This window comes from Luteococcus struthionis (assembly GCF_048595755.1).
Lineage (GTDB): Bacteria > Actinomycetota > Actinomycetes > Propionibacteriales > Propionibacteriaceae > Luteococcus.
In genome coordinates, this window is sequence record NZ_CP184360.1 from 809,194 (window position 1) to 832,848 (window position 23,655).

Consider the following 23,655-nt stretch of genomic DNA (forward strand, 5'->3'; position numbering starts at 1 on the left):
GCATGGCACGCATCGGATTCGTCTCGCTGCACACATCGCCGCTGGACGCTCCCGGGTCGAAGGATGCCGGGGGAATGAACGTCGTCGAGGTTCACCAGGCCAAGGCCCTGGCCGACCGCGGCCACCAGGTGGAGCTGGTCACGCGTCGGGACAACACCGACCTGCCCGATGTGGTGGAGATCCATCCCGGTGTGACCGTCCGGCAGCTGGTGGCCGGCCCCACCGAGCCCTTGGCCAAGAGCGCCCAGGAGGAGTGGATCGAGGACTTCTCCGCTGCCCTGACAGCGCTGGACCCCTATGAGATCATCCACTCCCAGCACTGGATGAGCGGTGTGGCGGCGCTGCCGGGGGCCGAACAGTGGCAGGTGCCGCATGTGCAGAGCTTCCACTCGGTGGCCGCACTGCCCGGTGATCCGCTCAGCGAGGGAGAACCGCCCGAATCACCCGGCCGCAATGCCGGTGAGCGCCTGATCGCCGAACGCTCAGACCTGGTGATCGCGGTGAGCCAGTACGAGGCGCAGACCATCATCGACCGCTGCGGAGCAGACCCCGAGCGTGTCGTCGTGGTGCACCCGGGGGTCGACACCGGCCTCTTCCATCCCCTCGACGACGACTGCCGCCGCTGGGCCCCAGAGCTGAACACCCCCGACGAGCCCCGCCAGTACGGGCCGGTCTGCGTCGCCCCCAATCCGAACGGCTACCTGCTCTTCGCCGCCCGGCTGCAGCCACTGAAGGCTCCCGATCTGGCCCTGGTGGCGGTGGCCGGGGTGCCCGAGGAGATCCGCCCCACCCTGGTGCTGGCCGGGGAGGCCAGCCAGGACTTCGCGGGCTACCGCGACGAACTGATCGACCTGTCCCACAACCTGGGGATCGCGCACCAGACCTGTTGGCTCGGTTCGCAGACCCGCGAGGACCTGGCCAGGCTGCTGCGCGGCGCCCGCGCGGTGCTGGTGCCCTCCTTCTCGGAGACCTTCGGGCTGATCGCGCTGGAGGCCTCCGCCTCGGGCGTGGCCGTGGTCTCGGCGGACTCCGGCGGTCTGCGTGAGGTCGTCGCCGACGGCCAGACCGGCGTGCTGGTGCAGGATCGCTCCGCGCAGGCCTGGACGGCCGTGCTCACCGAGCTGCTGCGCGACCCCGACCGGCTGCAGACCATGGGCAGCGCCGGCCGCGAACGAGCCCTGGGCTTCGGCTGGGATGCGGTGGCCGAACAGCTGGAGACGCACTACCGCACCCTGCTGGAGGCCTGACATGGGCATTCTCGACGGAGTCGAGCGGGTGCTCTTCTGCCACGCGCACCCCGACGACGAGACCCTGGCCACGGGTGCGCTGATCGTCCACCTGCGCGAACGAGGCATTGCCTGTGACCTGCTGACCGCCACTCGCGGTGAGATGGGAGAGGTGGTCCCGGGCCCGCTGAGCCATCTGGCCGGCGACGGCCTGGAGGCGCACCGGCAGCAGGAATTGGCCGGGGCACTGGCCGTGCTGGGCATCGAGCGGCACGCCTGGCTGGGCACGGCGCCCGCCCGCGCCGAGGGGCTCGAGGCCCGCCGCTACCGCGACTCCGGCATGGAGTGGATCCGTCCCGGGCTGGCCGGCCCCGCCGATGCCACCGACGAGCGCAGCTTCACCTTCGCCAGCCTCGAGGAGCCCGTGGCAGACCTGGTGGCGCTGCTGGAACAGTGGCAGCCAGACCTGGTGATCAGCTACGACGAGGGCGGCGGCTACGGCCACCCCGACCACACCCGGATGCACCACGTGACGCAGCGGGCCACCCGGCAGCTGGGGATGCGCTTTGCCCAGGTGATCGCCCCGTCGCGGGCCCCGGACACCGCCGAGGTCTTCGACCTGCCCGAGACCCTGCCGGTGGTGGCCGAGGCCCTGGGCCACCACGCCACCCAGCTGACCGTGCAACCCAATGGCACCGAGGTGGTGCACTCCGGCGGCCAGCGCGAGGCGATCGTCACCAACGTCGCGCTGGAGCTCTTTCGAGAGCCCCACACCAGCTGAGTCACAACTCACCGGTCGGACAAGGCATCCGATCCGGGAGCAGGATGCGGCACCCTGGTTCGACGACGAAGCCCCGGCCAAGATGGCCGGGGCTTCGTGCTGTCCAGGGGATCCGGGTGGGATCAGGCGCGAACCTTCGCGCGCTTGTCGAGCAGCGTGTAGAGGCTCACCACGGCGCCGACGAAGGCGATGCCGAGCGCGACGTGCAGCCACTTGAGCGCATCGCTGCTGATCGACTCACCCAGACCGTTCTGGATGAGCGCCAGCACGGGCAGGCTCAGCGCGTGGAAGAAGAGCCCCTTGGCGCTGGCATCAGCCTTGCTGAGCTGCCACGCGAAGACGGCGGCCACGATGCTGCCCAGGGTCGTGAGGTAGCCGATTCCGCTGTGCGCCTTGGCGATGGCCACGGAGTAGGTTCCGGTCAGCATCGCGATGCCCAGGCCCAGCTGGATGAGCACCGAGATGATGGTCACCAGGGTGGCGGTCTTGAGTCGGGAGTGGGCGGGGGTCACAGTCGTTGCCATGGCCCCAATCCTACGTGATTGAAATCACAATGCTCGCCAATCGCCTGCCGTGGGGCCACAAGACGGGAGGTGGTCGGCATCGTGGCAGGGGCTGGCGGGCACGAAGGGCGCGTCGGCCAGATAGTCTGTGCTCGACTGCACGGCATCGGAAGGCACCTCGTGAAGGACATTGTCGTATTCGCTGGCTCGGCTCACCCCGAACTGGCCCGGGAAATCTGCGAACACCTCGACGTTCCCCTCAGCGGAGTGGACATCCGACGGTTCAGCAATGACTGCATCCAGGCCCAGTTGCTGGCCAACTGCCGCCGACGCGACGTCTACATCATCCAGCCACTGGTTCCGCCGACGCAGGAGAACCTGATGGAGCTGCTGATGATGATCAATGCCGCCCACGGTGCCTCCGCGCAGCACATCACCGCCGTGATGCCCCACTTCGCCTACGCCCGCAGCGACAAGAAGGACGCCAGCCGCATCTCCATGGGTGGCCGACTGGTGGCCGACCTGATCTCCACCGCCGGCGCCACCCGCGTGCTCACCATGGCGCTGCACTCACCCCAGGTGCACGGCTTCTTCTCCGTCCCAGTGGACCAGCTCACCGCGATCGGTGTGCTCGCCGACCACTTCCGGGGCCGCGACCTGGACAACTACGTCGTCGTCTCCCCAGACCTGGGCAATGCCAAGGAGGCCGCGGTCTTCGCACGCCTGCTGGGCCTGCCGGTGGCCGCCGGCTCCAAGAAGCGACTGGCCGACGACAAGGTGGTCATCGACTCGATCGTGGGCGACGTGGTGGGCCGCAAGGCCATCGTGCTGGACGACGAGATCGCCACCGGCGGCTCGATCATCGAGCTGATGGACCGGCTGCGTGACTTCGGCTGCGTCGAGGCCTCCGTCGCCACCACGCATGGCCTCTTCGCCGGCAAGGCGGTCGAGCGGCTGCGCCAGCACCCGATGATCACCGAGGTGGTCACCACCAACACCGTCCCCTCGCCCGACAACTGGCCCGAGCTCGAGGTGCGCAGCGTCGCCAACCTGTTCGCCGGGGCGATCCGGCGCACCCACGACGGCAAGAGCGTCAGCAAGCTCTTCCGCGGCGTCGACCCGAGCTACGCCCCGCCGCCACCTCGCGACGGCCTGTTCTGAGACACGCACGACACCCCGCGCCGCTTGGCGCGGGGTGTCGTGCGTGTTCGACCTTGGACCTGTCTGGGCCCTCGAACCGGCCGGACCGCGCAGGTCAGGGCGTGTGCAAGGGGGTGAAGGGCCACCCCGCGACCATGCCATTGGGTCGGCCGTGCTCGCGGAAGTGCTCCAGGCCGAAGCTCTGCGCGAAGACCTCGTCGGGCATCCCGGTGAGCATTCCGACGTCGCTGGCCTGGCTGGCGTGGCACAGCAGCGCCCGGCGCTTCACGTCGGTCAGGTCACGCACGTCCACCACCCAGTGGATCTCCGCCTCCGGGGTGCCCATCGGGTTGCCGTCGTCGGCGGGGCCCGTCGGGTCGAAGTCGATCTGCAGCCCGGCCTCCTTCGCGGCCTGGAAGGACCGCACCATGGCATCGCGATTGGTGGTGCTCTCCAGCACCCGGGGCCTGCGACGAGCCAGCTGGGCGGCGCGGTAGGCCACCGGGTGCACCTTCACGTGGTCGGGGTGACCGTAGTTGCCGTGCCAGTCATAACCCACCAGCACATCGGCGTCCTCCTCGTCGAGGATCTTGGCCAGGCGATTGGCGGCCTCGTCCAGGTCTGCCGACCAGAAGGAGCCGGGGGCGTCGTTCATCTCCCACCCGGTCATGCCGGAGTCCTTGTACCCCAGCCAGGCGATGCGCTGCGTGCCGATCACCGCGGCAGCCGCCTCGGCCTCGCTGCGGCGCCGCTCGACGATGGTCTCGCCCGGGTGCAGGCTCTTGGGAACCTCGCCGTGGTCACCATTGGTGGCAAAGACCACCACCACTCGGTCTCCGCGTTGCGCGGCGCGAGCCATGGAGCCCGACGTGGCCGAGGCCTCGTCGTCGGGGTGGGCGTGCAGGAAGACAATCGTGGCCATGCACACCATGGTGACACGCACTGGTTGAGCACTTGACCACTTCTGGTGCCCTGCCCGAGACACCGTTCGATGCGAGCCTCGCAGCGCGACGGGTCTAGCCTGTGGGCATGAGCGTCACGCTGCTTGCCCTTCTTGTTGCCCTGATTGCCCTGGTGGGCCTGTGCGGCATCGTCGTGCCGGTGCTGCCCGGCAGCCTGTCGGTGGGGGTCGCCGCCCTGGTGTGGGCCATCTGGGGCACCTCCAGCTGGGGTTGGATCGCCTTCGGCGTGGCCGCGGTGCTGCTGGCGATTGGGATGAGCGCCTCGATGTTGCTCACCAAACGCAACCTCGACAGCCGCGAGATCCCCCGGTGGCCCGTCATCGTCGGCCTGGTCTGCGGCCTGGTGGGAGCCTTCGTGCTGCCGGCCCTGGGGCTGCCCATCGGCTTCGTCGTGGGCCTGTTCTGCGCCGAGGTCTACCGGGTGCGCGACGCCTCCAAAGCGGTCTCCACCAGCGTCGCCACCATGAAGGCGATCGGCACCGGCATGCTGATCGAGCTGGTCTGCGCCATGACCGCCACGGCCGTGCTGGGCACCAGCGTGCTCACCGCCCTGTTCTGACGTCCCTCCGGAGCACTCCCTGCCGCAAACAGAGAGCTGACGGGCCCTGATTGCCACTGTGGCAGTGAAGACCCGTCAGCTCTCTGATTGCGGACGGCATCAGCCCTGGAAGGGTGTTGGCGGCACCAGGCTGTGCCCGGCAACGTAGGCCTCGTGCTCCAGCAGCCACGTCTTGCGCGCAGTTCCGCCGGCAAAACCGGTCACCTTCCCACCGGCCCCGACCACTCGATGACAAGGCACGACGATTCCCAACGGGTTGCGCCCCACGGCACCGCCCACGGGCTGGGCCAGGTTTCGGTCTCCCAGCGCGGCGGCGATGTGTCCATAGGTGACGGTCTCGCCGAAGCCAATGCGAGCCAGCGCCGCCCACACCCTCGGATCCAGGGCATTGTGCGCCGACGGACGGGTGGGCAACTCGAAACTGGTGCGCTCGCCCGCAAAATACTCCTCCAACTGGACGGCCACCGCGGCCAGCACTGCGTCGTCACCGACGGCAGGCAGCAGACGACCTTGCTGGGCGCGCCCGGGCTGCACCCGATGGCCGTCGAAGAAGACCCCCACCAGGGCATCATCCGCGGCGACCAGCGTCAGCGGACCCAGTGGCGAGGCCACGAGAGCACGGCGCACATCTGCTGAAGAGTCCATGCTCCTCATGGTGTCAGCAGGCCCAAGATCCGGGAAGATGGAGTCAACTACGCAGGAGGTTGCGATGTCGCAGTCCACATGCCCGGTCTCGGGGGAGAACAGGCGCAAGACGAACTATCCGGGCGAGAAGCTCGAACCGGCCGTCGAGGTGGTCGACGGGGTCTGGCACGTTCGTGACATGGCCGCCGCGCGTGAGGTGCTCCGCAGCCGGAACACCACCCAGGCGGGCTTCAACGTCGAGACGATCAACATGGGGTGGCTGCGCCCACCGATCCTGTTCAGCGACGGGGAACCGCACCGCACCCAGCGCGCCGCGATCGCCCGCTACTTCGCACCCAAGACCGTCGCCCGGAACTACCACGAGCTGATGGAGGGCTATGCCGAGCAGCTCGTCGACGAGTTTCGTGCCTCCGGCAGCGTCGACCTCTCGCAGCTCAGCCTGCGCTACTCGGTGGTGGTGGCCGCCCAGGTGGTGGGGTTGACCAATTCCGACTACGAGAAGATGGCCCGCCGCCTGGAGCGCTTCTTCGACACTCCCGTCGCGCCCACCCAGGCAACCAGGCCTGCCACCGCGACGCTGCGCAGCCGCTTCGAGACCCTGCGGGTCTCCACCGCGGGTCAGCTGCCCATGCTCAGCTTCCACCTGCACGACGTGCGCCCCGCCATCAAGGCTCGGCGCAAGCAACCCCAGTCGGATGTGATCAGCCACCTCATCGAGGCCGGCTACTCGGAGCTCGAGATCATGATCGAGTGCATCACCTACGGCGCCGCCGGCATGGTGACCACCCGAGAGTTCATCGGCATGGCCACCTGGCAGATGCTGGAGCATGACGAACTGCGCGCCCGCTACCTTGCCGGGGACAAGGCCGATCGTCATCTCGTCCTGCACGAGATCCTGCGCCTCGACCCCATCGTCGGGCACTTGCTTCGCCGCACCACCGCCCCGATCGACGTGGTGGTGGACGGTGAGCAGGTCACCATCCCGGCCGGTTCGCTGGTGGACCTGTACATTCGGGGCACCAATGCCGACCCCAAGGTGGTGGGCGAGGCGCCCCTCGACCTGTGCCCCGGCCGCGAACTGCCACCCAGGGTCGGCGCCGAGGTGATGAGCTTTGGCGACGGGGCGCACAAGTGCCCCGGTAACTCGCTGGCCATCCAGGAGGCCGACGTGCTGCTGCAGCGCCTGCTGAGGTTGCCGATCCGGCTGGCCACCCGGCCGACGATCGCTTGGGACGAGCTGATCAAGGGTTACGAGGTGCGCAACATCCGCCTGGTGCTGGACCGCGACGCCTGAACTACGGCTGTGCTTCACGTGAAACCCCGTCGCGGCTGGGGATAGACGCCCGTCGCCACCCTTGACAGGCTCAGAGGTCCTGGACTGAGGTTCAGGCGCCGATGTACTCCTTCAGGTGCTGGCCGGTCAGCGTCGAGGCATCCGCGACGAGATCCGCTGGGGTGCCCTCGAAGACCACCCGACCGCCGTCGTGGCCGGCGCCGGGGCCAAGGTCGATGACCCAGTCGGCATGCGCCATCACCGCCTGGTGGTGTTCGATCACGATCACCGTCTTGCCGGAGTCGACGAGCTGGTCCAGCAAGCCCAGCAGCTGCTCGACGTCGGCCAGGTGCAGGCCGGTGGTGGGTTCGTCCAGCACGTAGACCTCACCCTTGCCGGCCATCTGGGTGGCCAGCTTGATGCGCTGTCGCTCACCGCCCGAAAGTGCCGTCAGCGGCTGCCCCAGGGTGAGGTAGCCCAGCCCCACGTCGGTCAGGTTCTTGAGGATCTTCACCGCGGCGGGCACCTTCGCCTCCGACGACGAGAAGTGCGCCAGGGCATCGTCGACGCTCATCTGCAGCACCTCGGCAATGTCCTTGCCGCCCAGGGTGTACTCGAGCACGGCGGAATCGAAGCGGCGCCCCTCGCAGTCTTCGCAGACATTCGAGACGGTGTTCATGAAGCCCAGCTCGGTGAAGATCACGCCGGCGCCCTTGCAGGTGGGGCAGGCGCCCTCGGAGTTGGGGCTGAACAGGGCGGGCTTGACGCCACTGGCCTTGGCGAAGGCCTTGCGGATCGGCTCCAGCAGTCCGGTGTAGGTGGCGGGATTGCTGCGTCGTGAGCCCTTGATGGCGGACTGGTCGACGGCGATCACCCCGTCGCGGCCGCTCACGTGACCGTGGATGAGCGAACTCTTGCCGGAGCCCGCGACGCCGGTGACGACGGTCAGCACGCCGGTGGGGATGTCCACGTCGACGGCCTTCAGGTTGTTCTCACTGGCCCCACGGATCTCCAGCGCCCCGGTCGCCGTGCGCACCGACGGCTTCAGCTGGGCCCGGTCGTCCAGGTGCCGCCCGGTAAGGGTGTGGCTCACCCGCAGCCCGTCGACGGTGCCCTCGAAGCAGATCTCGCCGCCCTTGCTGCCTGCACGCGGCCCCAGGTCGACAACATGGTCCGCGATGGCGATCATCTCCGGCTTGTGCTCCACGACGAGCACCGTGTTTCCCTTGTCGCGCAGCTGGAGCAGCAGCCGGTTCATCCGCTGGATGTCGTGCGGGTGCAGCCCGATGCTGGGCTCGTCGAAGACATAGGTGACGTCGGTGAGCGCCGAGCCCAGGTGGCGGATCATCTTGATGCGCTGTGCCTCGCCGCCCGACAGCGTGCCGGTGGGGCGATCCAGGCTGAGGTAGCCCAGGCCGATGTCGACGAAGGATTCGAGTTGGTGGCGCAGTTGCGTGACCAGCGGCGTGACGGAGGGCTCGTCGATCGAGACGACCCACTCGGTCAGGTCGCTGATCTGCATCTGGCACACATCGGCGATGGACTTGCCGTTGATCCGGCTGCTGCGCGCCCCCTCGGTGAGGCGGGTGCCGTCGCACTCGGGGCAGGTCTGGAAGACGATGGCGCGCTCCACGAAGGCGCGGATGTGGGGCTGCATCGCCTCGACGTCCTTGCTGAGCATGGACTTCTGGATCTTGGGGATGAGCCCCTCGTAGGTGAGGTTGATGCCCTCCACCTTGATCTTGGTGCCCTCTCGGTACAGCAGGTCGTCGAGCTCCCGCTTGGTGAAGTCCTTGACGGGCTTGTCCATGTCGAAGTAACCCGACCCGGAGAAGATCCGCCCGTACCAGCCGTCCATCGAGTAACCGGGCACCTTGATGGCGCCGCCGGCCAGGCTGAGCTCGGAGTCGTAGAGCTCGTCGAGGTCGAAGTCGCTGACCTTGCCGGTGCCCTCACAACGGGGGCACATGCCTCCGGTGATGCTGAAGCTCTTGCGTTCCTTGACCTGGCGGCCACCCTTGGTGGTGGTGACGGCTCCGCCGCCGCTGACCGAGGGGATGTTGAAGGCGAAGGCCTTGGGCCCACCGATCCAGGGATCCCCCAGCTTGCTGAACAGGATGCGCAGCGTGGCGTTCACGTCGGTGGCGGTGCCGACGGTGGAGCGCGGATTGGCACCCATCGGGTCCTGGTCGACGACGATCGCCGTGGTCAGCCCCTCCAGCACGTCGACGTCGGGGCGGCCGAGGCTGGGCATCATCCCTTGCAGGAAGGCCGAATAGGTCTCGTTGATCATGCGCTGGCTCTCCGCGGCGATGGTGGCGAAGACCAGGGAGCTCTTGCCCGATCCGGAGACGCCGGTGAAGACGGTCAGCCGACGCTTGGGCAGTTCGACGCTGACGTCCTTGAGGTTGTTCTCGCGGGCGCCCTCGACCCGGATCAGGTCATGGCTGTCTGCGGGAGTGGTCATGCGGGTCTCCATCGTCGTGTTCCGGGCGGGCCCCCGGAACTGCCGGCGGTGCGCCTTCCCAGTGAAGCAGATTCGGCCCTGGTGGCCGTGGCTCCCATCGGTTCGTGTGGGTGGGTGCCCGCCCCGGGCAGGCGCGCCCGCCCGGAAAGTGTGGGCACCCCCTGCCAGGCGGCCCCCGGGTGGCAGTAGCGTCGTTGCATGAGTACCGAGAACAGCATCGAACTTCCCGAGGGCATCACCACCGTGACCCAGAACGGACTGACCGCCTACCGCGTGCAGACATCCCTGGGCAGCGGACTGGTCTACGAGCACGGCGCCCACGTCGCTGAATGGCAGCCCGCGGGGCAGGATCCCGTGCTGTGGATGAGCGACTCCTCCGACTACGCGGACGACAAGCCGCTGCGCGGCGGCATCCCGATCTGTTTCCCGTGGTTCGGCCCGGGCCGCGACGGCCAGCACGAGCCGGGGCACGGTTTCGCCCGTCTGGCCGACTGGAAGCTGGTCCAGGCCGAGGTCTCCGAGAGTGGCCAGGCCCACCTGGCCCTGGAGCTGACCGGCGACCAGGTGGCCGATCTGGCGGGTTTCCCGTCCGACTTCACGGCTCGGCTCGACGTCGCCATGGGCACGATCCTGGGTCTGGAGTTCACGGTGACCGCGGGGGGACAGCAGCTGGACTACGAGGCGGCCCTGCACACCTACTTCGACGTCGCCGACATCGAGCAGACCATGGTGGAGGGGCTGGACGGCGCCCGCTACCTCGACAAGGTCGGCGGTGGTGAGGCGCAGCAGGAAGGGGCCGTCAATTTCACCATGGAGACCGATCGTGTCTACTTCTCCGATTCCACCACGCGCATCGTCGACGCGGCCCGGGGCCGCACCTTGGTGGTCGAGAAGAGCAACTCCGCGAACACGGTGGTGTGGAATCCGTGGGTGGACAAGGCCGCGCGAATGCCCGACTTCGGCGACCGGGAGTGGCCCGCAATGTGCTGCGTCGAGACGGTGAATGCCCTAGACAATGCGGTCTTCCTGCAGCCCGGCGAGTCGCACACCATGGGCACCGCCATCAGCATCGCCTGATCCTCGGGGGCCAGGGCGGGGCCTGGGGGGTGTCCCTATGTTCCTCGTCAAGCGACGAGGGGCATGGGTGAGGGTGTCGGGGCGGGGGCCCGGTAGGGCTCCCGGTTCTTGATCATCGCGAACAGGACATCACAGCGTCGGCGGGACAGGCAGATGAGGGCGGCGTTGTGTTTCTTGCCCTGCGCTCGCTTGCGGTCGTAGTAGGCGCGGCTGGTCGGGTCCTTGAGCGCGGCGAAGGCGGACAGGAACAGGGCTCGTTTGAGGTGCTTGTTCCCGGAGCGGGCGGGGAACTCCCCGCGGATGCTGGTGCCGGAACGGCGAGTCACTGGGGCCAGGCCGGCGTAGGCCGCCAAGTGCCCGGCGGTCGGGAACTGTGAGGCATCGCCGACGTCGAGCAGGATCCGTGCTGCGGTCCTGACCCCGAGGCCTGGCATCGAGGTCAGGACCTCGGCAAGAGGGTGAGCATCAACGACCTTCTCGACCTGGACAGCCAGCTCGGCGCGCTGATCCAAGGTGGCGCGCAGCGACGCGGCCAGCTTGGGCAGGACCTGCTCGGCCGCTGCCGTGCCTGCAACGGTGACGGTCTGCTCCGTAAGAGCTTGGGTGATGGCGTCGGCGAAGTCCTGCGCATTGCGCGGATAGGCCTTCGTGATCACCCTGAGCAGCTTCGATTTCGACGCTGCTGCCATGGCCTGGGGGCCGCCGAGTTGTTCGACAACGGCCAGGCCTTGCTTGGTGCCCAATCTGGGTCCGACAACGCGTTCCAGCGCGGGATGGATCTGGGTGAGCAGGCCTCGGATGCGGTTCGACAACCGGGTCGCCTCGGCGGCGAGGTCCTCATCGAAGCCCACCAACACTTTGAGTTCGGCCAGGGTTTCCTCGCCGGCATCGACCCGGCGCAGCGTGTGAGGCATGGTCCTCGCGGTGTCCGCGATGACGTATGCGTCGCGGGCGTCGGTCTTCGCGTTGCCCGGGTAGAGGTCAGCCGCGCGGCGCATCGCCAGTCCGGGCAGGTAGGCGACGGTAATGCCCATCGACCGGGCGACAGCGATCGGTAGCGCGCCGATCGTGTTCGGCTGGTCGACGACCACCAGCACCCGACCATGGCTCTGGAGCTTGTCGAGGAGTTCCTCGAGCTTGGCTTGGTCTTGCGGCAGGGGCTTGTCGAAGACCTTCTTCCCGGCAGCGTCGAGGGCGCAGGCGTGGTGGTCTTGTTTGCCAACGTCGAGCCCGCACCAGATGTCGAAGCCGCTGTCCTGATTCATGACGACCACCATCCTTGCATCGAAGCGACGGTCGTCGTGGTTGGTGATGCGTCAGCTGCCGGCACCCACGTTACGAAGAGACCTCAATGCTGGGCCATGTCCCTATCAGCGGTCGGCTGGCACCACCAGGCCCGGTGACAACACCCCCCGGATCATCAATGACAGGGGCACTGAGTCATGCCGGGCCCGGCGACCGTGACCCCTCCCTACGGGGTCACCAGCAAGGTAACGGGGCACCCCTACCCGGCCCTGGCCCCCGGCTCGTGCGTCCCACAAATTGAATACTTGAAAAGGAAGCACCCGACCCGGTTCGGTCATTCATCGACACGGTAGCTACGCTTGCGCTCGTGCCATCTTCCGAGTTCAAGAATGACGCCCATCATCTGCACAAGTCACTGCGCATGCTGTGCAGTGCCAACGAGCACCTGGGCCACGCCTGCGCAGAGAACCAGGACCTCTACCTGACCGACTTCCGCGCGCTGTTGTTGATCCGCGAGGCACAGGAGGAGGGACGCTCCCTCACCGCCGGTGAACTGGCCACCAGCCTCAGCCTGAGCAGCGGGGCGGTCACCTATCTGGTGGAGCGCCTGTCGCAGTCGGGTCATGTCAGCCGCGACGTCGATCCGCAGGATCGCCGCAAGGTGCTCCTGCAGCCCACCACCCTGGGAATCCAGGTGGCCAACAACTACTACGTGCCCCTGCACCAGACCCTCAGCCAGGTCTTGCAGGACCTGTCCCCCGAGGACGTCGCCACGGCCCTGTCCGTGCTCGACCGGGTGAACTCGGCTGTGCAGGCCCACACCGTCGGTGTGCGCGCCGGAGGCGCTTCCTCCTGATCCGCCCGGTGGTCGCGGGGCCTTTCGACGCCCGTTGTGTCACAGTGTCACGATGACCGCATCCGCTCGACCCTTCCGAAGCCCCGCCTGGATGGCACTCGCGGTGGCGGCGCTGGGGTTCCAGTGCTGGGCGCTCTATTCGCCCAGCGCCGGTGGCCCCCAGTTGTTCCCCCACATCGACAAGGTGGTGCACTTCCTGCTCTTCGGGTCGGTGACGCTTCTCTTCCTGCTGGCCGGGCTGCGACGAACTGCGGTGCTGGTCGCGAACGCGGCCCACGCCGTGGTCAGCGAGGTCATCCAGTGGCGGTTGATCCCGACCCGCAGCGGGGATCCCGTGGACCTCGTGGCCGACGCACTGGGCCTGGCGGTCGCGGCTGTGCTGGCCGATCGCACGATGGCCGCCAGCAAGCGGGGCGCGAACAGTTCGTCCGCAGTCCCCACACCGGCCCACGAAGAGGCATAACCGTAGAGCCAACCAGCGGTGACCCTCCTACGAACGAGGGCAAAGAGGCTTGTCGTAATCGGATTGGAAGATGTTGGATCCTTAGATTCCAGAACGCCGGCCTGGCCGACGCGGCCCAGTGGCGCGCGCCGGGAACAGTGGGAATCGTCACAGAATTGGACAGCCTGCCGGCCAAGCCCCCCTGAACAGTGGGTGCATCGTCCTCAAGGTGGAGGACCTTGTCCCGAGGGAGGCAGCCGTGCTCTCGATCCTTGGCCTCGCGATGATCCTGGTCTTCATCGTGGCGTTGTCCCGCAAGAAGCTCCAGGTCTTCGTGGCACTCACCCTGGTGCCGCTCGTCTTCGGAACCATCGCATGTCTTGCCACAGGGAACGGCGTACTGGACGTCTTCACCTGGATCCAGCACGGCGTCTTCTTCAAGGTCGATCCCGACACCGGCAAGGTTGCTTGGGGAGTGATCGCGCCCGCGACGACGATCCTGTTCTCCATCTTCTACTTCGACCTGATGCTCAACGTCGGCCTCTTCGATCCCGTCGCGGAGTTCTTCATCAAGAAGGCGAAGGGTGACCCGCTCAAGGTCATCATGTCCACCGCTGCCGTGGCCAGCGTCGTCTCCCTGAACGGGGACACCACGACGACGATCATCATCTGCCTCGCCGCCTTCCGCGCTCTCTACAAGCAACTTGGACTGACCCTGTGGACTCTCGCGATCGTGATCGTCGCCCCCATCGGCATCTGGAACCAACTCCCGTGGGGCGGCCCGACGATCGCTGCGGCTGCCGCCCTGCATGTGGACCTCATCGCCCTCTTCCGGCAGCTCCTGCCCGGTCTGCTGACCGCACAGGTGGTCGTGCTGGTGATCGCCTACCGCATCGGACTCAAGGAGCGGGCGAGGATCCACTTCGACCCTGCCTCATGTGAATCCGTGGGACCCGAGCAAATCGACGCCATGCTGCGCGCCGTGCGGGACAAGGATCCAGGACTGAAGCGACCCCGCCTGTTCTGGGTGAATCTGCTCCTCACCCTGGGTGGGCTCACCCTGCTGATCCTGGACCTCGCCCACGGCGCCGTGGTCTTCCTGCTGCTGTCCGCACTCGCCCTGGTGATCAATTTCCCTGATGTCGACCAGGCCACGGACCGCATCGAGGCAATCGCACCGGACGTGCTTCCCACCACCATCGCCACCCTCGGAGCCGGTGTCTTCTCCGGTGTCCTCACCGGTTCCGGCATGGCCTCAGCACTGGCCAACAGCATCGCGGGCGCCATCCCCACCTCGCTCGGATCCCACATGGCGCCGGTCTACGCGGTGATGGCGACCCCGGCCATCGTCTTCCTGCCACAGGACGCCTTCTACTTTGGGATCGCCTCGGTGCTCAGCGGGGTCATGGAGCAGTTCGGCATCACCCCCATGCAGGCCGCCGTCGCCTCGATGGTGGGTCAGTCCTTCCGGCTGATCAGTCCTGTCATTCCGGCGCTGTACCTGCTCTGTGGGGAGACCGAACAGAACTTCGTCGACTTCCAGAGGAAGTACCTGCGCTGGTTCTGGCCAGTCCTGGTCACCTATCTGGTGGTCTACGGACTCACCGGTGCCCTGCCTTGGTGAAGGCTTCAGGCAAGCCCCGAAGCAACTTGACCCAACCGGGCCTCCAGTCCTTGCAACCCATCCACCAGGCGTCGAGCGTCCACCAGAAGACGTCGCGCCTCGTCTGTGGGCAGCGCCGGCCCCGGCGCGGCAGTCGCCTCATCCTCCAAGGGGGCAGCCCATCGGTGCAGGAGCTCGGTGACCTCCCCGTCATCACGCCGCGCGAAGATCTGCTTGAAGCGCGCGTCCACGGCCAGGCTCTGCTCCGTCAGCTGAGCCCGATACTGCGTCGGAGACTTGCCGAAGCTCTTGCGAAAGGCGACATTGAAGGCCTTGACGTCGGCGAAGCCATTGCTGGCGGCCACGTCCACCACCTTCATGGCCGGATCACACAGGTCCCGGGCAGCCTGCCGCAACCGCACCCTGGTGATGTAGTCCAAAGTGGACACGCCCAGATGTCGGGTGAACAGCTGCGAGACGTAGCTCGGGTTGTAGCCACTCTCCGCGCCCAGGCGTTCCAGCGTGATCCGCTCGGCATAGTGCCGGTCGATGTAGGCCAACAGCTGGTCTATGGCCCGATTGCGGGAATCATTGCCCTGCACTGCGACGTGCCCTTCCAGGTGCGGTGGGAAGTGCGTGACCAGCAAATCCACCAGCTGGGCCAGCAGGCGCTCGTGACGTACCAGTCCGACGGGACTGGTGTCCGCACCGTCGAGCATCATGCGAGCCATCAAGGCGCGGATCTCGACGAAGACCGGGAGCCCGCGGGTCTGTTCGTCCGATGAGATGTCGAAGCGTACCCGGCTGTGATCCTCGAAGAGGTCCGCGAACCAGCGCAGATCCAGTTTCAGCAGCAGTGCCAGACTTCCATCCACTTGGCTCAGGGTTGCATGGCTGACTCCCGAGTTGATGGCCACCACGTCGCCAGAGTGCAGTCTGGTGATACTTCCGCCGGCGGCCACCTCCATCTCGCCCCGCAGGGCCACCAGCAGTTCCAACTCCTGGTGCCAGTTGTAATGGTAGGAGCCGATCTCGTAGACGTACTGGCTCAACCGGATTCCGCGTTGCGGGCGCTCAATGCGCAGGTGGTACTCGTCACGTGCGGCGATGGCCGTTGCCAGTTGGGACTCCTTCGTCATGGAGCCATCCTAGGAACAGACCGTGGCCCGCCATCTCCAGAGATGACGGGCCACTGACGGGAAACCCTCACTTGATGTAGCGCACCTTCTCGTACAGTTTCTCCAGCGCCTCGTCCTTGCGCTGGTTGTAGACCACCTTGTTCTGCTCGAAGATGTTGTTGCCGTCTGCATCGATGGAGACGATCAGCGGGCCGAACTGCTTGACCCGGAAGGTCCACAGGGTCTCGGGCATTCCCAGGTCACGCCATTCGGCACCCTCCACCTCCTCGACCTCGACGGCGGCGATCACGGCATTGCCTGCGGGGAAGACACAGTGCAGCGCACCGAACTCCCTGCAGCCGGCCTCGGTGCCCGGGCCCATGCCGCCCTTGCCCACGATGAGCCGTACGCCGGTCTGCTTGATGAACTCGTACTCGAACTTCTCCATCCGGCTGGAGGTGGTGGGCCCGACGGAGACGACCTCGAACTTGTCCTCCTCGCCATCCACCTTCCGGATGATGGGACCGGCGTGAAGGATTGCACCGTCGCGCACGTCGACGGGCAACTCGCGTCCGTACTCAATCAAGCGCCGGTGGGCGACGTCCCGACAGGTGGTGATGTGTCCGTCGAGGAAGATCACGTCACCAACCTTGATCCCTTCCAGGTCTTCACGGCTGATCGGGGTGGTCAACGTGATCCGCCGGCCGGTGCCAGAGTCGACTTCGGACGGATCCTGCTGGGGGATGTCGGCCGGAACGGTTGTGACCGTGGGGATGCTCGTCTCGTCGGTGGCAGTCGTCGGCTGGTCGTGGGTGGCGTCAGTTCTCATCTCTGCTCTCCAAGCTTGTGGTGGGTGTTCTGGTGACGGTGACAGTGCCGCTCAGAGCTCGACGCCCTCATGGGTGAGGAGTTCGTAGTTCAGGTCCTTGTCGAAGCGGATGGTGCCGCGACGATGGGACCAGCAGCCGGTGTTCACGGCCACGGACAGCACCGATGGGTGCCGGGCGGAGTTCTCGATGTTGACGCCCATGACGGACTTGGAGCCACCCAGCCCCTGGGGCCCCAGACCGATGGAGTTGATGGCCTCCTCCAAGTCCACCTCGAGCTGGGCGGCCACCTCGTTGACGCTGTGTGAGTGCACTGGACGCATCAGGGCAAGCTTGCTCATGAAGGCCGCGGCATCGATGGAGCTGCCGATGCCCACCCCCACCAGCAGCGGCGGGCAGGCGTTCAGGCCATAGGAGGTCATCACGTCCATCACGAACTTCACCGCGCCCTCATAGCCCTCACCGGGCATCAGGGTGCGCCCCTGCCCGGGCAGTGAACAGCCGCCACCGGCCAGGTAGACGTGCAGCTGAAGGTCGTCCCGCCCCTCGGCCACGTCCCAGTAGAGCCAGGGCGACTTGGAACCCACATTGGTACCGGTGTTGTACTCGTCGAAGGTCTCGACGGTGTTGTGCCGCAGCGGGGCGAGCTGGGTGGCCTCGCCAATGGCCTCCTTCAGCGCCTCGGAGAGCCCGTCGATGTAGGGAAAATGAGAACCGACCTGGACGAAGATCTGCACCAGACCGGTGTCCTGGCAGCTGGGTCGTTTGAGCTCGCCCGCCAACTCCTGGTTCTTCTTCATCGTGTCGTAGATCATCAGCGCCATTGGCTGGCGCTCCTCCGTGGCCAGCGTGGTGAGTCGGCTGGTGACGTCGTCAGGCAGACGACGACTCACGACGGCGGTGAACTTCGCCACGGTGTCGGTGATCTTGTCCAGACCGACCAGTTGCTGCGTCATCGCGGCACCTCCTTGTCCTTGGGTCCTGTGGGATCTGTTGTGCTCTGAGTCCAACTCTTGCTCCTCGATCCGCCCCGTTCTGTGCGGATCTTGGTCACTTCGCCAGGTGTCCCGACAGGTGGTGTGCCAGCCGAAGCGTCATCGCCCCGGAGCTCGACTGGAGAAGAACCTCCCCCTGAGAGCGGCATCCGGCCTAGTCACGCGCTGCACCAGCACAGACTTGCGTTGCTTCCTGTCCTGAGGTTGCTGCAAATGGACCCCCTTCGCCCCCTTCGAATGGTTGTTTGCCCAGCCATGCCAGTTCATCCTCCCCGCGTGAACGCCCCATCACTGCTTGTCAGACAGCACTCTGAGACGGGTGATTCTTGCACTTGGCGGAGCACGGGAACCGGCCTTCCGCCAATGCCAGGTGGGGCCTCTCTGCACCAAGCTGCTGCAGATCGGCACAGACCGTCACCCTCAGGCTCGGAGATGCTGGTCGCACGATGGGGCGGCGCCGCTGTCAGCCCCGGCAGGAAAGGTGGTGGGGCAGCAATGACATCCCCGGTTGTCGAGCGCACGAACCCGAAGGAGAAGTGCGACCCTCATGCCTCTCCCGCTGGCCTCCTGGGGCCCGAGGTCCAACCACGGTGGATGGTGGTCTGCATCCTGATCGGCGTCGGGCTGTGGTTCGTGCCAGCACCTTCGGGACTGGACGCGCCCGCGTGGCACCTGTTCGCCATCTTCCTGGCCACCATCGTCGCGATCATCACCAAGGCCGCCCCCATGGGCACCCTGTCGGTGATGGCGATGGCGCTGTGTGCCGCGACGCGTGTAGTGGCCCCGGGAGACCCGAAGGAAGCCATCGCCAATGCCCTGTCCGGATTCAGCAATGGCACCATCTGGCTGATCGTCTCGGCCTTCTTCGCGGCCCGCGCGGTGATCGCCTCGGGGCTTGGTGAGCGGCTTGCCTACCTGTTCGTACGTGTCTTCGGCCGGAGCACCCTGGGACTTGCCTACGGACTGGGCTTGGCAGACCTCTTGACGTCACCCGCCATTCCGTCCAATACTGCCCGCTCGGGCTACATCTACCCCGTCTTCAAGGCGATCGCGGAGACCTCCGGTTCCCATACCGAGGACCCGTCAACCCACCGTCGCATCGGCGCCTATCTGGCCCTGGCCTGCTACAACCTGAACCTGGCTGTCTCGGTCATCTTCTTCACGGGCGCCGCCCCGAACGCCATGGCCGCCAAGCTGGCATCAGACCTGGGCGTGCACGCGGACTGGGGCGGCTGGTTGAAGGCCACCGCAGTCCCCGGATTGGTGGGCACCATCATGGTGCCGATCGTGCTCTACGTGATCTATCCACCCGAGCTCAAGAAGACGCCCCAGGCCCCAGCCATGGCCGCAGGAGAACTGAAACGGTTGGGCCGGGTCAGCCGCAACGAGTGGGTGACGCTGGGCGTCTTCGCCCTCATGATCACGCTGTGGGTGATGGGCGACGACCTGATGAATGCCACCACCGTCGCGCTGCTGGGCCTGGGCGTGCTGCTGCTGTCCGGCGCCCTGACCTGGGAGCAGATGAAGGGTGAGAAGGCTGCCTGGGACACCCTGACCTGGTTCGCGGCATTGGTGATGATGGGCACCTACCTGAACAAGCTCGGCTTCATCGGCTGGTTCGGCGAGCAGGTGGGCGGGCACATGGGTGGGATGAACCAGGCGGTCGCCTTCGCCGTACTGACGACGGTCTATGCCCTCTCCCACTACCTGTTCGCCAGCGGCACCGCACACACCGCGTCGATGTTCGCGGTCTTCCTCGGCGTTGGCCTCTCGCTGGGACTGCCCGGCATCCCGCTGCTCGCCTTCCTCGGCGCCATCCCCACGCTGATGGGCTGCCTTACCCACTACGGCAATGGTCCCGCCCCACTCTATTTCGGTGCCGGCTACGTGGAGATGGGTGCCTGGTGGCGCAATGGCGTCGTACTCGGCTTCATGCACATGCTGGTCTGGCTGCTCGTCGGGCCGCTGTGGTGGAAGCTCATCGGCGTCTGGTGACGCCCCCCGCATCCGCCCGGTTCACCGCAGCGCGACGCCCGGCACACCAAGTGTGCCGGGCGTCATCGGTTCTGGTGAATCGGCCCCGAGACCTGGCCTTCCTCAGAAGGTACTGGTGTCGATCACGTAGCGGTAGCGCACCTTGGAGCCGACGACCTTGTCGTAGGCCTCGGTGATCTCCTCGCCGCTGATGATCTCCACCTGCGGGGCGATGCCGTGCTCGGCGCAGAAGTCGAGCATCTCCTGGGTGGCGGGGATGCCGCCGATGTTGGAGCCTGCCATCACCTTGTCGCCCATGATCAGGTTGCCGAAGCTGAAGGTCGACGGGTGCTCGGGCAGGCCCACGTCGACGAAGACACCGTCCACCTTGAGGGTGCGCAGCAGGGCATCCAGATCGCTCTCGGCGCTGATGGTGGACAGCACGATGTCGAAGTGGTTGCGCAGCTTCTCCAGCGTGCCCTCCTCGCTGGTCGCGTAGTAGTGGCTGGCCCCGAACTTCTTGCCGTCGGCCTCCTTGCTCATGGTCTGGCTGATGACGCTGACCTCGGCACCCATGGCGGCCGCGATCTGCACACCCATGTGCCCCAGGCCGCCCATGCCCACCACGGCCACCTGCTTGCCCGGGCCGGCACCCCAACGCTTCAGCGGGGTGTAGGTGGTGATGCCGGCGCACAGCAGCGGCGCGGCCTTCTCGAAGGGGATCTCCTCGGGGATGCGCAGCACGTAGTCCTGCTCGACGGTGATGCCCTGGCTGTAGCCACCGGCGGTGGGCAGCCCGTCACGGCCGATCGAGTTGTAGGTGCCCACGGTGGGCTTGTCCTCGCTGGTGCAGAAGTTCTCGCGGCCGGCCTGGCACATCTCGCACTCGCCACAGGAGTCGACGAAGCAGCCGACGCCAACCTTGTCGCCGACGGCGAACTTGGTGACCTCGGAGCCGATCTGGGTCACGATGCCGGCCAGCTCGTGCCCGGGCACCAGCGGGAAGTTGACCGGGCCCCACTCCTCGCGGGCGGTGTGGATGTCGGAATGGCAGATGCCGGCGTACTTCACCTCGCAGAAGACCTCGGTGGGGCCGGGCTCACGACGGGTGATGGTGGTCTTGTGGAACTGGCAGGACTTGTCGTCTGTCGCGTAGGCGAGGACCTCTGGCATGGTCTGTGCTCCTTGGAGATGGGGGCGCAAAAGGATGCTGCCCCTCCATTGTTGCTCGCCACGACGAGCCTCCACACGCGCGGGTCGTCCGATTGGGTCCGAACTTGCCAAGCGGTCAGCGATCGAGTGATTCCTTGATGACCCGGGTGACGGGAGCCTCAGCGTCCGGCACGGCCTTGACCGTCTTGGGGGTTCGCGCCACCGTGGGCGCAGGGAGGGAGCCCCCGGTCGACGTGCAGTCCGCGGCTTGCCCCACGGCCGGGCCGAACTCATGGCCGTCGAAGACGTGCTGCTTGACCAGCTCGTAGTAGGGGTCGTACTGCCCCTTGTTCTTCACCCGAGTGTCGTAGGGATTGCCGGTGGCGCAGCGGGCGACGTAGTAGCCGATCACCTCGCTGAAGTTCTCGTTCACACTGCCCCGGCCGTAGTCGCTGAAGTTGCCGATCCGAGCATGGAGCGTGGCGAAGCGATCGTAGACAGGTTGCGCCTGGGGAGTGCGGCTCCAGGCGTGGCCCAGTTCGTGCACGAACAGTCGGACCAGCCGCCCTTCGTCGCCCGACTTGAGGGGCGCCTGCCACTTGGCCAGGTCGAGGGTGAGCGCGCCGGGCCTGGTCAGCCCCCAGTCACCGAGGGCCCAGCCACGGATCGGGGCAGCATTGAGTTCCAGGCCGGGGTGGCTCCTCGTGATCACGTCCAGGTAGCTGGTGCAGCCCAGGGCATCCACGGTCTGCCAGATGATCTGCACCAACGGTCGATTGCGCTGCTCCGTCCACCCCGGACCAACCAGCGCGAGGCCGGTGTTGCGGGCCAGCTGGTCGCGGATCTGAGCGAGCGACGCGTCGGCGGGCCACGGGTGCTCGACGGCACATGGCCGCGCAATGCCCGTCACCGGCCTTGCCGTGGTGGCATCGGCAGGTGCCGCACTGACCCGCCCAAGGCTGCCACCCACCAGTCCCATGAAGATCATCACGAATCCGACCGTCAGGGCGACCAGACGCCTGGTGGGGGTGCTCACGGGTCTCCGTCCTCCAGATGGGCTTGGGCTTAAGCATCTTTTCAGGTTTTCGTCAGATGGCAACCGGTGGGTGCTGGCGCGAGAGGCTGCTCCGGCGCCAGATGCAGCGGCCGGGCGGCTCGCACCGGGGAGCAGGTAGCCTGCCCCGGTGACCAGTACCGACCAGCTGACCGAGCGCGAGCCCGTGAGCACCGCAGAGGAGTGGGACGAGCGCTACTCCGGCGATCGGGTGTGGAGTGGCGACCCCAACCAGGCCTTGGTCCAGGAGCTCTCGCAGCTGCCTGCCGGAAAGGCCCTCGACGTGGGATGCGGCGAAGGGGCCGACTCGGTGTGGCTGGCCCAGCACGGCTGGCAGGTGACCAGCCTGGACATCTCGCCGCGCGCCCTGGAACGCACCCTGTCCGCGGCCTCGCGAGCGAGCGTCGCGGTCACTGGCGTGGCGGCAGCCTTCCTGGAGGCCGTCCTGCCCACGGCCGGTTTCGACCTGGTCAGCGCCATGTACCCGGTGCTGGAGAAGACTCCCGAGGCCCGGGCGGAACGACGCCTGGTGGATCTGGTGGCCCCCGGAGGACACCTGCTCCTCGTGCACCACGTCTTCGAGGGGCCCGGCCACCACGACACAGGCCCTGCCGAGGGGCGGGGCGGGCCCGACCACGAACGCATCGTCCTGCCGCATGACCTGGCCGCATTCCTCGAGGGGCTGGAAGGCTGGCAGGTCATCACCAACGAGCACCGCGAGCGGGAGGTCAGCGGTGGCGGCGGCGCCCACCACCGCGTCGACCACGTACTGCGCGCCCGACGACTCCACTGATCCCCCGGCACGCCGCGAGCCCACTCCCATGAGACCGGTGAGCGAACAACCGACAGCAGGCCAGACGGTACTGGCTCAGGCTGAAGGCGGGTTGGGCAGCTGATCAGCCGGAAGGTCCAGCGGCAGCATCTCCACGCGTCCGTGCGGAAGGGCCGCCAGACTGGCTCGCTGCAACGGGTGCCCGGCCAGATGGTCGGCAAGGAAGAGTCGCACGGGTTCGGCCGCCACATCATGGTCGGGAGCGCGACCGTCCTCGCGCAGCACCACCAGCATGAGTCCTTCGACACTGTTGCCCGCCGGATGCAGGGGCGGCTGGGCATAGGGCACTGGCAAGGCCTTGGCGCCAAGCCGGTGGTAGAAGGCAACCCGTGCCGCCGGATCTCCGTGGGCCGCGTGGCGCGCTCGCGTCGTGGGATGCTCCACCTCTGCGAGCACCAACCGCGGCGCGAACTGTTCCTGCCACTTGGCGAGCGCAGTGTTCAGCGCCCGCCCACCGATGCCACCTCCACGAGCCGCGGCAGACACGGCCAGGTAGTCCACCAGCAAGACCCGTGAGGGCTCGTGGAATTCGGCCACGACGACGGCCAGGGGCTCGCCGTCGGGGTCTCCCGCAGGTTCGACGTGCAGGTTCAAGGTGCCGTCGGCCACCGCCGACACGAAGCAGTCCTCGAGCATCAGCTCATCCGAGGGAAAGTGGGGAGCCAGCAGCTGGCGGTGGATGGCGCGGGGGTCATGCGCGCTGGGGCGTGGGCTCATGATGTCCTCCTGTCCCCTCCACGCTAGCCGCCAGCGCAACGCGATGAAGTGCACACCGCACAACGCAATGGAGTGCACACGGCGCAACGCAATGGAGTGCACAGCGCCGGATGACCGTCTCCGGTGTGGGGCTCCGCAAACCGACCATTCCTGCTCCGCACCGGCACAGAATCCCGCGGGGCGGCGACGGTGCCCTCGCACCGCATG

Annotated in this window: 22 protein-coding genes; 11 read left to right on the forward strand and 11 right to left on the reverse strand. The window is 67.0% G+C overall.

Features of this window, described 5'->3' with window-relative positions; all coding sequences use genetic code 11:
- The first annotated feature begins 2 nt into the window (after positions 1–2).
- Positions 3–1,247 carry a glycosyltransferase gene (locus ACOAMO_RS03760; protein ID WP_420176255.1) on the forward strand — a complete coding sequence of 415 codons (1,245 nt, stop codon included), beginning with the start codon at positions 3–5 and terminating at the stop codon, positions 1,245–1,247.
- A gap of 1 nt (position 1,248) precedes the next feature.
- A complete protein-coding gene (locus ACOAMO_RS03765; RefSeq protein ID WP_420176256.1) occupies positions 1,249–2,007 on the forward strand; it encodes a PIG-L family deacetylase in 759 nt (252 codons plus the stop codon).
- Between the two features lie 122 nt (positions 2,008–2,129).
- Here ACOAMO_RS03765 and ACOAMO_RS03770 read toward each other — a convergent pair whose 3' ends face one another.
- Positions 2,130–2,531 (reverse strand): hypothetical protein, encoded by a 402-nt coding sequence (locus tag ACOAMO_RS03770; protein ID WP_420176257.1) that lies wholly within the window; start codon positions 2,529–2,531, stop codon positions 2,130–2,132.
- A gap of 159 nt (positions 2,532–2,690) precedes the next feature.
- Between ACOAMO_RS03770 and ACOAMO_RS03775 the strand changes: the two genes are divergently transcribed.
- Positions 2,691–3,671 carry a ribose-phosphate diphosphokinase gene (locus tag ACOAMO_RS03775; protein ID WP_420176258.1) on the forward strand — a complete coding sequence of 327 codons (981 nt, stop codon included), beginning with the start codon at positions 2,691–2,693 and terminating at the stop codon, positions 3,669–3,671.
- 94 nt (positions 3,672–3,765) lie between these two features.
- On the opposite strand, the gene ACOAMO_RS03780 is transcribed toward ACOAMO_RS03775, so the two are convergent.
- Positions 3,766–4,572 (reverse strand): PIG-L family deacetylase, encoded by an 807-nt coding sequence (locus ACOAMO_RS03780; RefSeq protein WP_420176259.1) that lies wholly within the window; start codon positions 4,570–4,572, stop codon positions 3,766–3,768.
- A gap of 107 nt (positions 4,573–4,679) precedes the next feature.
- Between ACOAMO_RS03780 and ACOAMO_RS03785 the strand changes: the two genes are divergently transcribed.
- On the forward strand, positions 4,680–5,171 hold the full coding sequence (locus ACOAMO_RS03785; RefSeq protein WP_420176260.1) for a DUF456 domain-containing protein: 492 nt from the start codon (positions 4,680–4,682) through the stop codon (positions 5,169–5,171).
- Positions 5,172–5,270: 99 nt separating this feature from the next.
- On the opposite strand, the gene ACOAMO_RS03790 is transcribed toward ACOAMO_RS03785, so the two are convergent.
- Positions 5,271–5,816, reverse strand: coding sequence for a methylated-DNA--[protein]-cysteine S-methyltransferase (locus ACOAMO_RS03790; RefSeq protein ID WP_420176261.1), 546 nt, complete (start codon positions 5,814–5,816; stop codon positions 5,271–5,273).
- A gap of 64 nt (positions 5,817–5,880) precedes the next feature.
- Between ACOAMO_RS03790 and ACOAMO_RS03795 the strand changes: the two genes are divergently transcribed.
- Positions 5,881–7,110, forward strand: a complete 1,230-nt coding sequence (locus ACOAMO_RS03795; protein ID WP_420176262.1) for a cytochrome P450 — start codon at positions 5,881–5,883, stop codon at positions 7,108–7,110.
- A 91-nt stretch (positions 7,111–7,201) separates the two neighbouring features.
- Here ACOAMO_RS03795 and ACOAMO_RS03800 read toward each other — a convergent pair whose 3' ends face one another.
- Positions 7,202–9,556, reverse strand: a complete 2,355-nt coding sequence (locus ACOAMO_RS03800; protein ID WP_420176263.1) for an ATP-binding cassette domain-containing protein — start codon at positions 9,554–9,556, stop codon at positions 7,202–7,204.
- A gap of 198 nt (positions 9,557–9,754) precedes the next feature.
- On the opposite strand from ACOAMO_RS03800, the gene ACOAMO_RS03805 reads away from it, so the two are divergent.
- Positions 9,755–10,633: a D-hexose-6-phosphate mutarotase gene (locus ACOAMO_RS03805; protein ID WP_420176264.1), complete on the forward strand. Its 879-nt coding sequence runs from the start codon at positions 9,755–9,757 to the stop codon at positions 10,631–10,633.
- A 47-nt stretch (positions 10,634–10,680) separates the two neighbouring features.
- On the opposite strand, the gene ACOAMO_RS03810 is transcribed toward ACOAMO_RS03805, so the two are convergent.
- The gene (locus ACOAMO_RS03810) at positions 10,681–11,898 is read right to left on the reverse strand and encodes an IS110 family transposase (RefSeq protein ID WP_420175748.1); all 1,218 of its coding nucleotides are present in this window, start codon (positions 11,896–11,898) and stop codon (positions 10,681–10,683) included.
- A gap of 347 nt (positions 11,899–12,245) precedes the next feature.
- Between ACOAMO_RS03810 and ACOAMO_RS03815 the strand changes: the two genes are divergently transcribed.
- The 3 genes from ACOAMO_RS03815 to ACOAMO_RS03825 all read left to right on the forward strand — a co-directional run bounded on the left by ACOAMO_RS03815 (position 12,246) and on the right by ACOAMO_RS03825 (position 14,800).
- Positions 12,246–12,734: a MarR family winged helix-turn-helix transcriptional regulator gene (locus ACOAMO_RS03815; RefSeq protein WP_420176265.1), complete on the forward strand. Its 489-nt coding sequence runs from the start codon at positions 12,246–12,248 to the stop codon at positions 12,732–12,734.
- Between the two features lie 52 nt (positions 12,735–12,786).
- Positions 12,787–13,197: a hypothetical protein gene (locus tag ACOAMO_RS03820; RefSeq protein ID WP_420176266.1), complete on the forward strand. Its 411-nt coding sequence runs from the start codon at positions 12,787–12,789 to the stop codon at positions 13,195–13,197.
- A 238-nt stretch (positions 13,198–13,435) separates the two neighbouring features.
- Positions 13,436–14,800, forward strand: coding sequence for a citrate:proton symporter (locus ACOAMO_RS03825; protein WP_420176267.1), 1,365 nt, complete (start codon positions 13,436–13,438; stop codon positions 14,798–14,800).
- Positions 14,801–14,805: 5 nt separating this feature from the next.
- Here the strand turns inward: ACOAMO_RS03825 and ACOAMO_RS03830 are convergent, their stop codons facing one another.
- The 3 genes from ACOAMO_RS03830 to ttdA all read right to left on the reverse strand — a co-directional run bounded on the left by ACOAMO_RS03830 (position 14,806) and on the right by ttdA (position 17,680).
- Complete coding sequence (locus ACOAMO_RS03830) at positions 14,806–15,918, reverse strand: AraC family transcriptional regulator (protein ID WP_420176268.1); 1,113 nt, start codon at positions 15,916–15,918, stop codon at positions 14,806–14,808.
- A gap of 67 nt (positions 15,919–15,985) precedes the next feature.
- Positions 15,986–16,726, reverse strand: a complete 741-nt coding sequence (gene ttdB, locus ACOAMO_RS03835) for a L(+)-tartrate dehydratase subunit beta (RefSeq protein ID WP_420176269.1) — start codon at positions 16,724–16,726, stop codon at positions 15,986–15,988.
- Positions 16,727–16,777: 51 nt separating this feature from the next.
- On the reverse strand, positions 16,778–17,680 hold the full coding sequence (gene ttdA, locus ACOAMO_RS03840; RefSeq protein ID WP_420176270.1) for a L(+)-tartrate dehydratase subunit alpha: 903 nt from the start codon (positions 17,678–17,680) through the stop codon (positions 16,778–16,780).
- A 534-nt stretch (positions 17,681–18,214) separates the two neighbouring features.
- Here ttdA and ACOAMO_RS03845 point away from each other — a divergent pair.
- A complete protein-coding gene (locus ACOAMO_RS03845; RefSeq protein ID WP_420176271.1) occupies positions 18,215–19,714 on the forward strand; it encodes a DASS family sodium-coupled anion symporter in 1,500 nt (499 codons plus the stop codon).
- A 102-nt stretch (positions 19,715–19,816) separates the two neighbouring features.
- Here ACOAMO_RS03845 and ACOAMO_RS03850 read toward each other — a convergent pair whose 3' ends face one another.
- Complete coding sequence (locus tag ACOAMO_RS03850; protein ID WP_420176272.1) at positions 19,817–20,866, reverse strand: NAD(P)-dependent alcohol dehydrogenase; 1,050 nt, start codon at positions 20,864–20,866, stop codon at positions 19,817–19,819.
- Between the two features lie 115 nt (positions 20,867–20,981).
- Positions 20,982–21,881, reverse strand: coding sequence for a hypothetical protein (locus ACOAMO_RS03855; RefSeq protein WP_420176273.1), 900 nt, complete (start codon positions 21,879–21,881; stop codon positions 20,982–20,984).
- Between the two features lie 148 nt (positions 21,882–22,029).
- Here ACOAMO_RS03855 and ACOAMO_RS03860 point away from each other — a divergent pair, with 148 nt between their 5' ends.
- Positions 22,030–22,692: a class I SAM-dependent methyltransferase gene (locus ACOAMO_RS03860; RefSeq protein ID WP_420176274.1), complete on the forward strand. Its 663-nt coding sequence runs from the start codon at positions 22,030–22,032 to the stop codon at positions 22,690–22,692.
- Between the two features lie 75 nt (positions 22,693–22,767).
- On the opposite strand, the gene ACOAMO_RS03865 is transcribed toward ACOAMO_RS03860, so the two are convergent.
- The gene (locus ACOAMO_RS03865) at positions 22,768–23,448 is read right to left on the reverse strand and encodes a GNAT family N-acetyltransferase (protein ID WP_420176275.1); all 681 of its coding nucleotides are present in this window, start codon (positions 23,446–23,448) and stop codon (positions 22,768–22,770) included.
- Positions 23,449–23,655: the final 207 nt, after the last annotated feature.

Excerpts from the sequence above, each read along its gene's own strand:
- ACOAMO_RS03760 (WP_420176255.1), top strand. The coding sequence starts at position 3 with ATGGCACGCATCGGATTCGTCTCGCTGCACACATCGCCGCTGGACGCT.
- ACOAMO_RS03765 (WP_420176256.1), top strand. The coding sequence starts at position 1,249 with ATGGGCATTCTCGACGGAGTCGAGCGGGTGCTCTTCTGCCACGCGCAC.
- ACOAMO_RS03770 (WP_420176257.1), bottom strand. The coding sequence starts at position 2,531 with ATGGCAACGACTGTGACCCCCGCCCACTCCCGACTCAAGACCGCCACC.
- ACOAMO_RS03780 (WP_420176259.1), bottom strand. The coding sequence starts at position 4,572 with ATGGCCACGATTGTCTTCCTGCACGCCCACCCCGACGACGAGGCCTCG.
- ACOAMO_RS03785 (WP_420176260.1), top strand. The coding sequence starts at position 4,680 with ATGAGCGTCACGCTGCTTGCCCTTCTTGTTGCCCTGATTGCCCTGGTG.
- ACOAMO_RS03790 (WP_420176261.1), bottom strand. The coding sequence starts at position 5,816 with ATGGACTCTTCAGCAGATGTGCGCCGTGCTCTCGTGGCCTCGCCACTG.
- ACOAMO_RS03795 (WP_420176262.1), top strand. The coding sequence starts at position 5,881 with ATGTCGCAGTCCACATGCCCGGTCTCGGGGGAGAACAGGCGCAAGACG.
- ACOAMO_RS03800 (WP_420176263.1), bottom strand. The coding sequence starts at position 9,556 with ATGACCACTCCCGCAGACAGCCATGACCTGATCCGGGTCGAGGGCGCC.
- ACOAMO_RS03805 (WP_420176264.1), top strand. The coding sequence starts at position 9,755 with ATGAGTACCGAGAACAGCATCGAACTTCCCGAGGGCATCACCACCGTG.
- ACOAMO_RS03810 (WP_420175748.1), bottom strand. The coding sequence starts at position 11,898 with ATGAATCAGGACAGCGGCTTCGACATCTGGTGCGGGCTCGACGTTGGC.
- ACOAMO_RS03820 (WP_420176266.1), top strand. The coding sequence starts at position 12,787 with ATGACCGCATCCGCTCGACCCTTCCGAAGCCCCGCCTGGATGGCACTC.
- ACOAMO_RS03830 (WP_420176268.1), bottom strand. The coding sequence starts at position 15,918 with ATGACGAAGGAGTCCCAACTGGCAACGGCCATCGCCGCACGTGACGAG.
- ttdB (WP_420176269.1), bottom strand. The coding sequence starts at position 16,726 with ATGAGAACTGACGCCACCCACGACCAGCCGACGACTGCCACCGACGAG.
- ttdA (WP_420176270.1), bottom strand. The coding sequence starts at position 17,680 with ATGACGCAGCAACTGGTCGGTCTGGACAAGATCACCGACACCGTGGCG.
- ACOAMO_RS03845 (WP_420176271.1), top strand. The coding sequence starts at position 18,215 with ATGACATCCCCGGTTGTCGAGCGCACGAACCCGAAGGAGAAGTGCGAC.
- ACOAMO_RS03850 (WP_420176272.1), bottom strand. The coding sequence starts at position 20,866 with ATGCCAGAGGTCCTCGCCTACGCGACAGACGACAAGTCCTGCCAGTTC.
- ACOAMO_RS03865 (WP_420176275.1), bottom strand. The coding sequence starts at position 23,448 with ATGAGCCCACGCCCCAGCGCGCATGACCCCCGCGCCATCCACCGCCAG.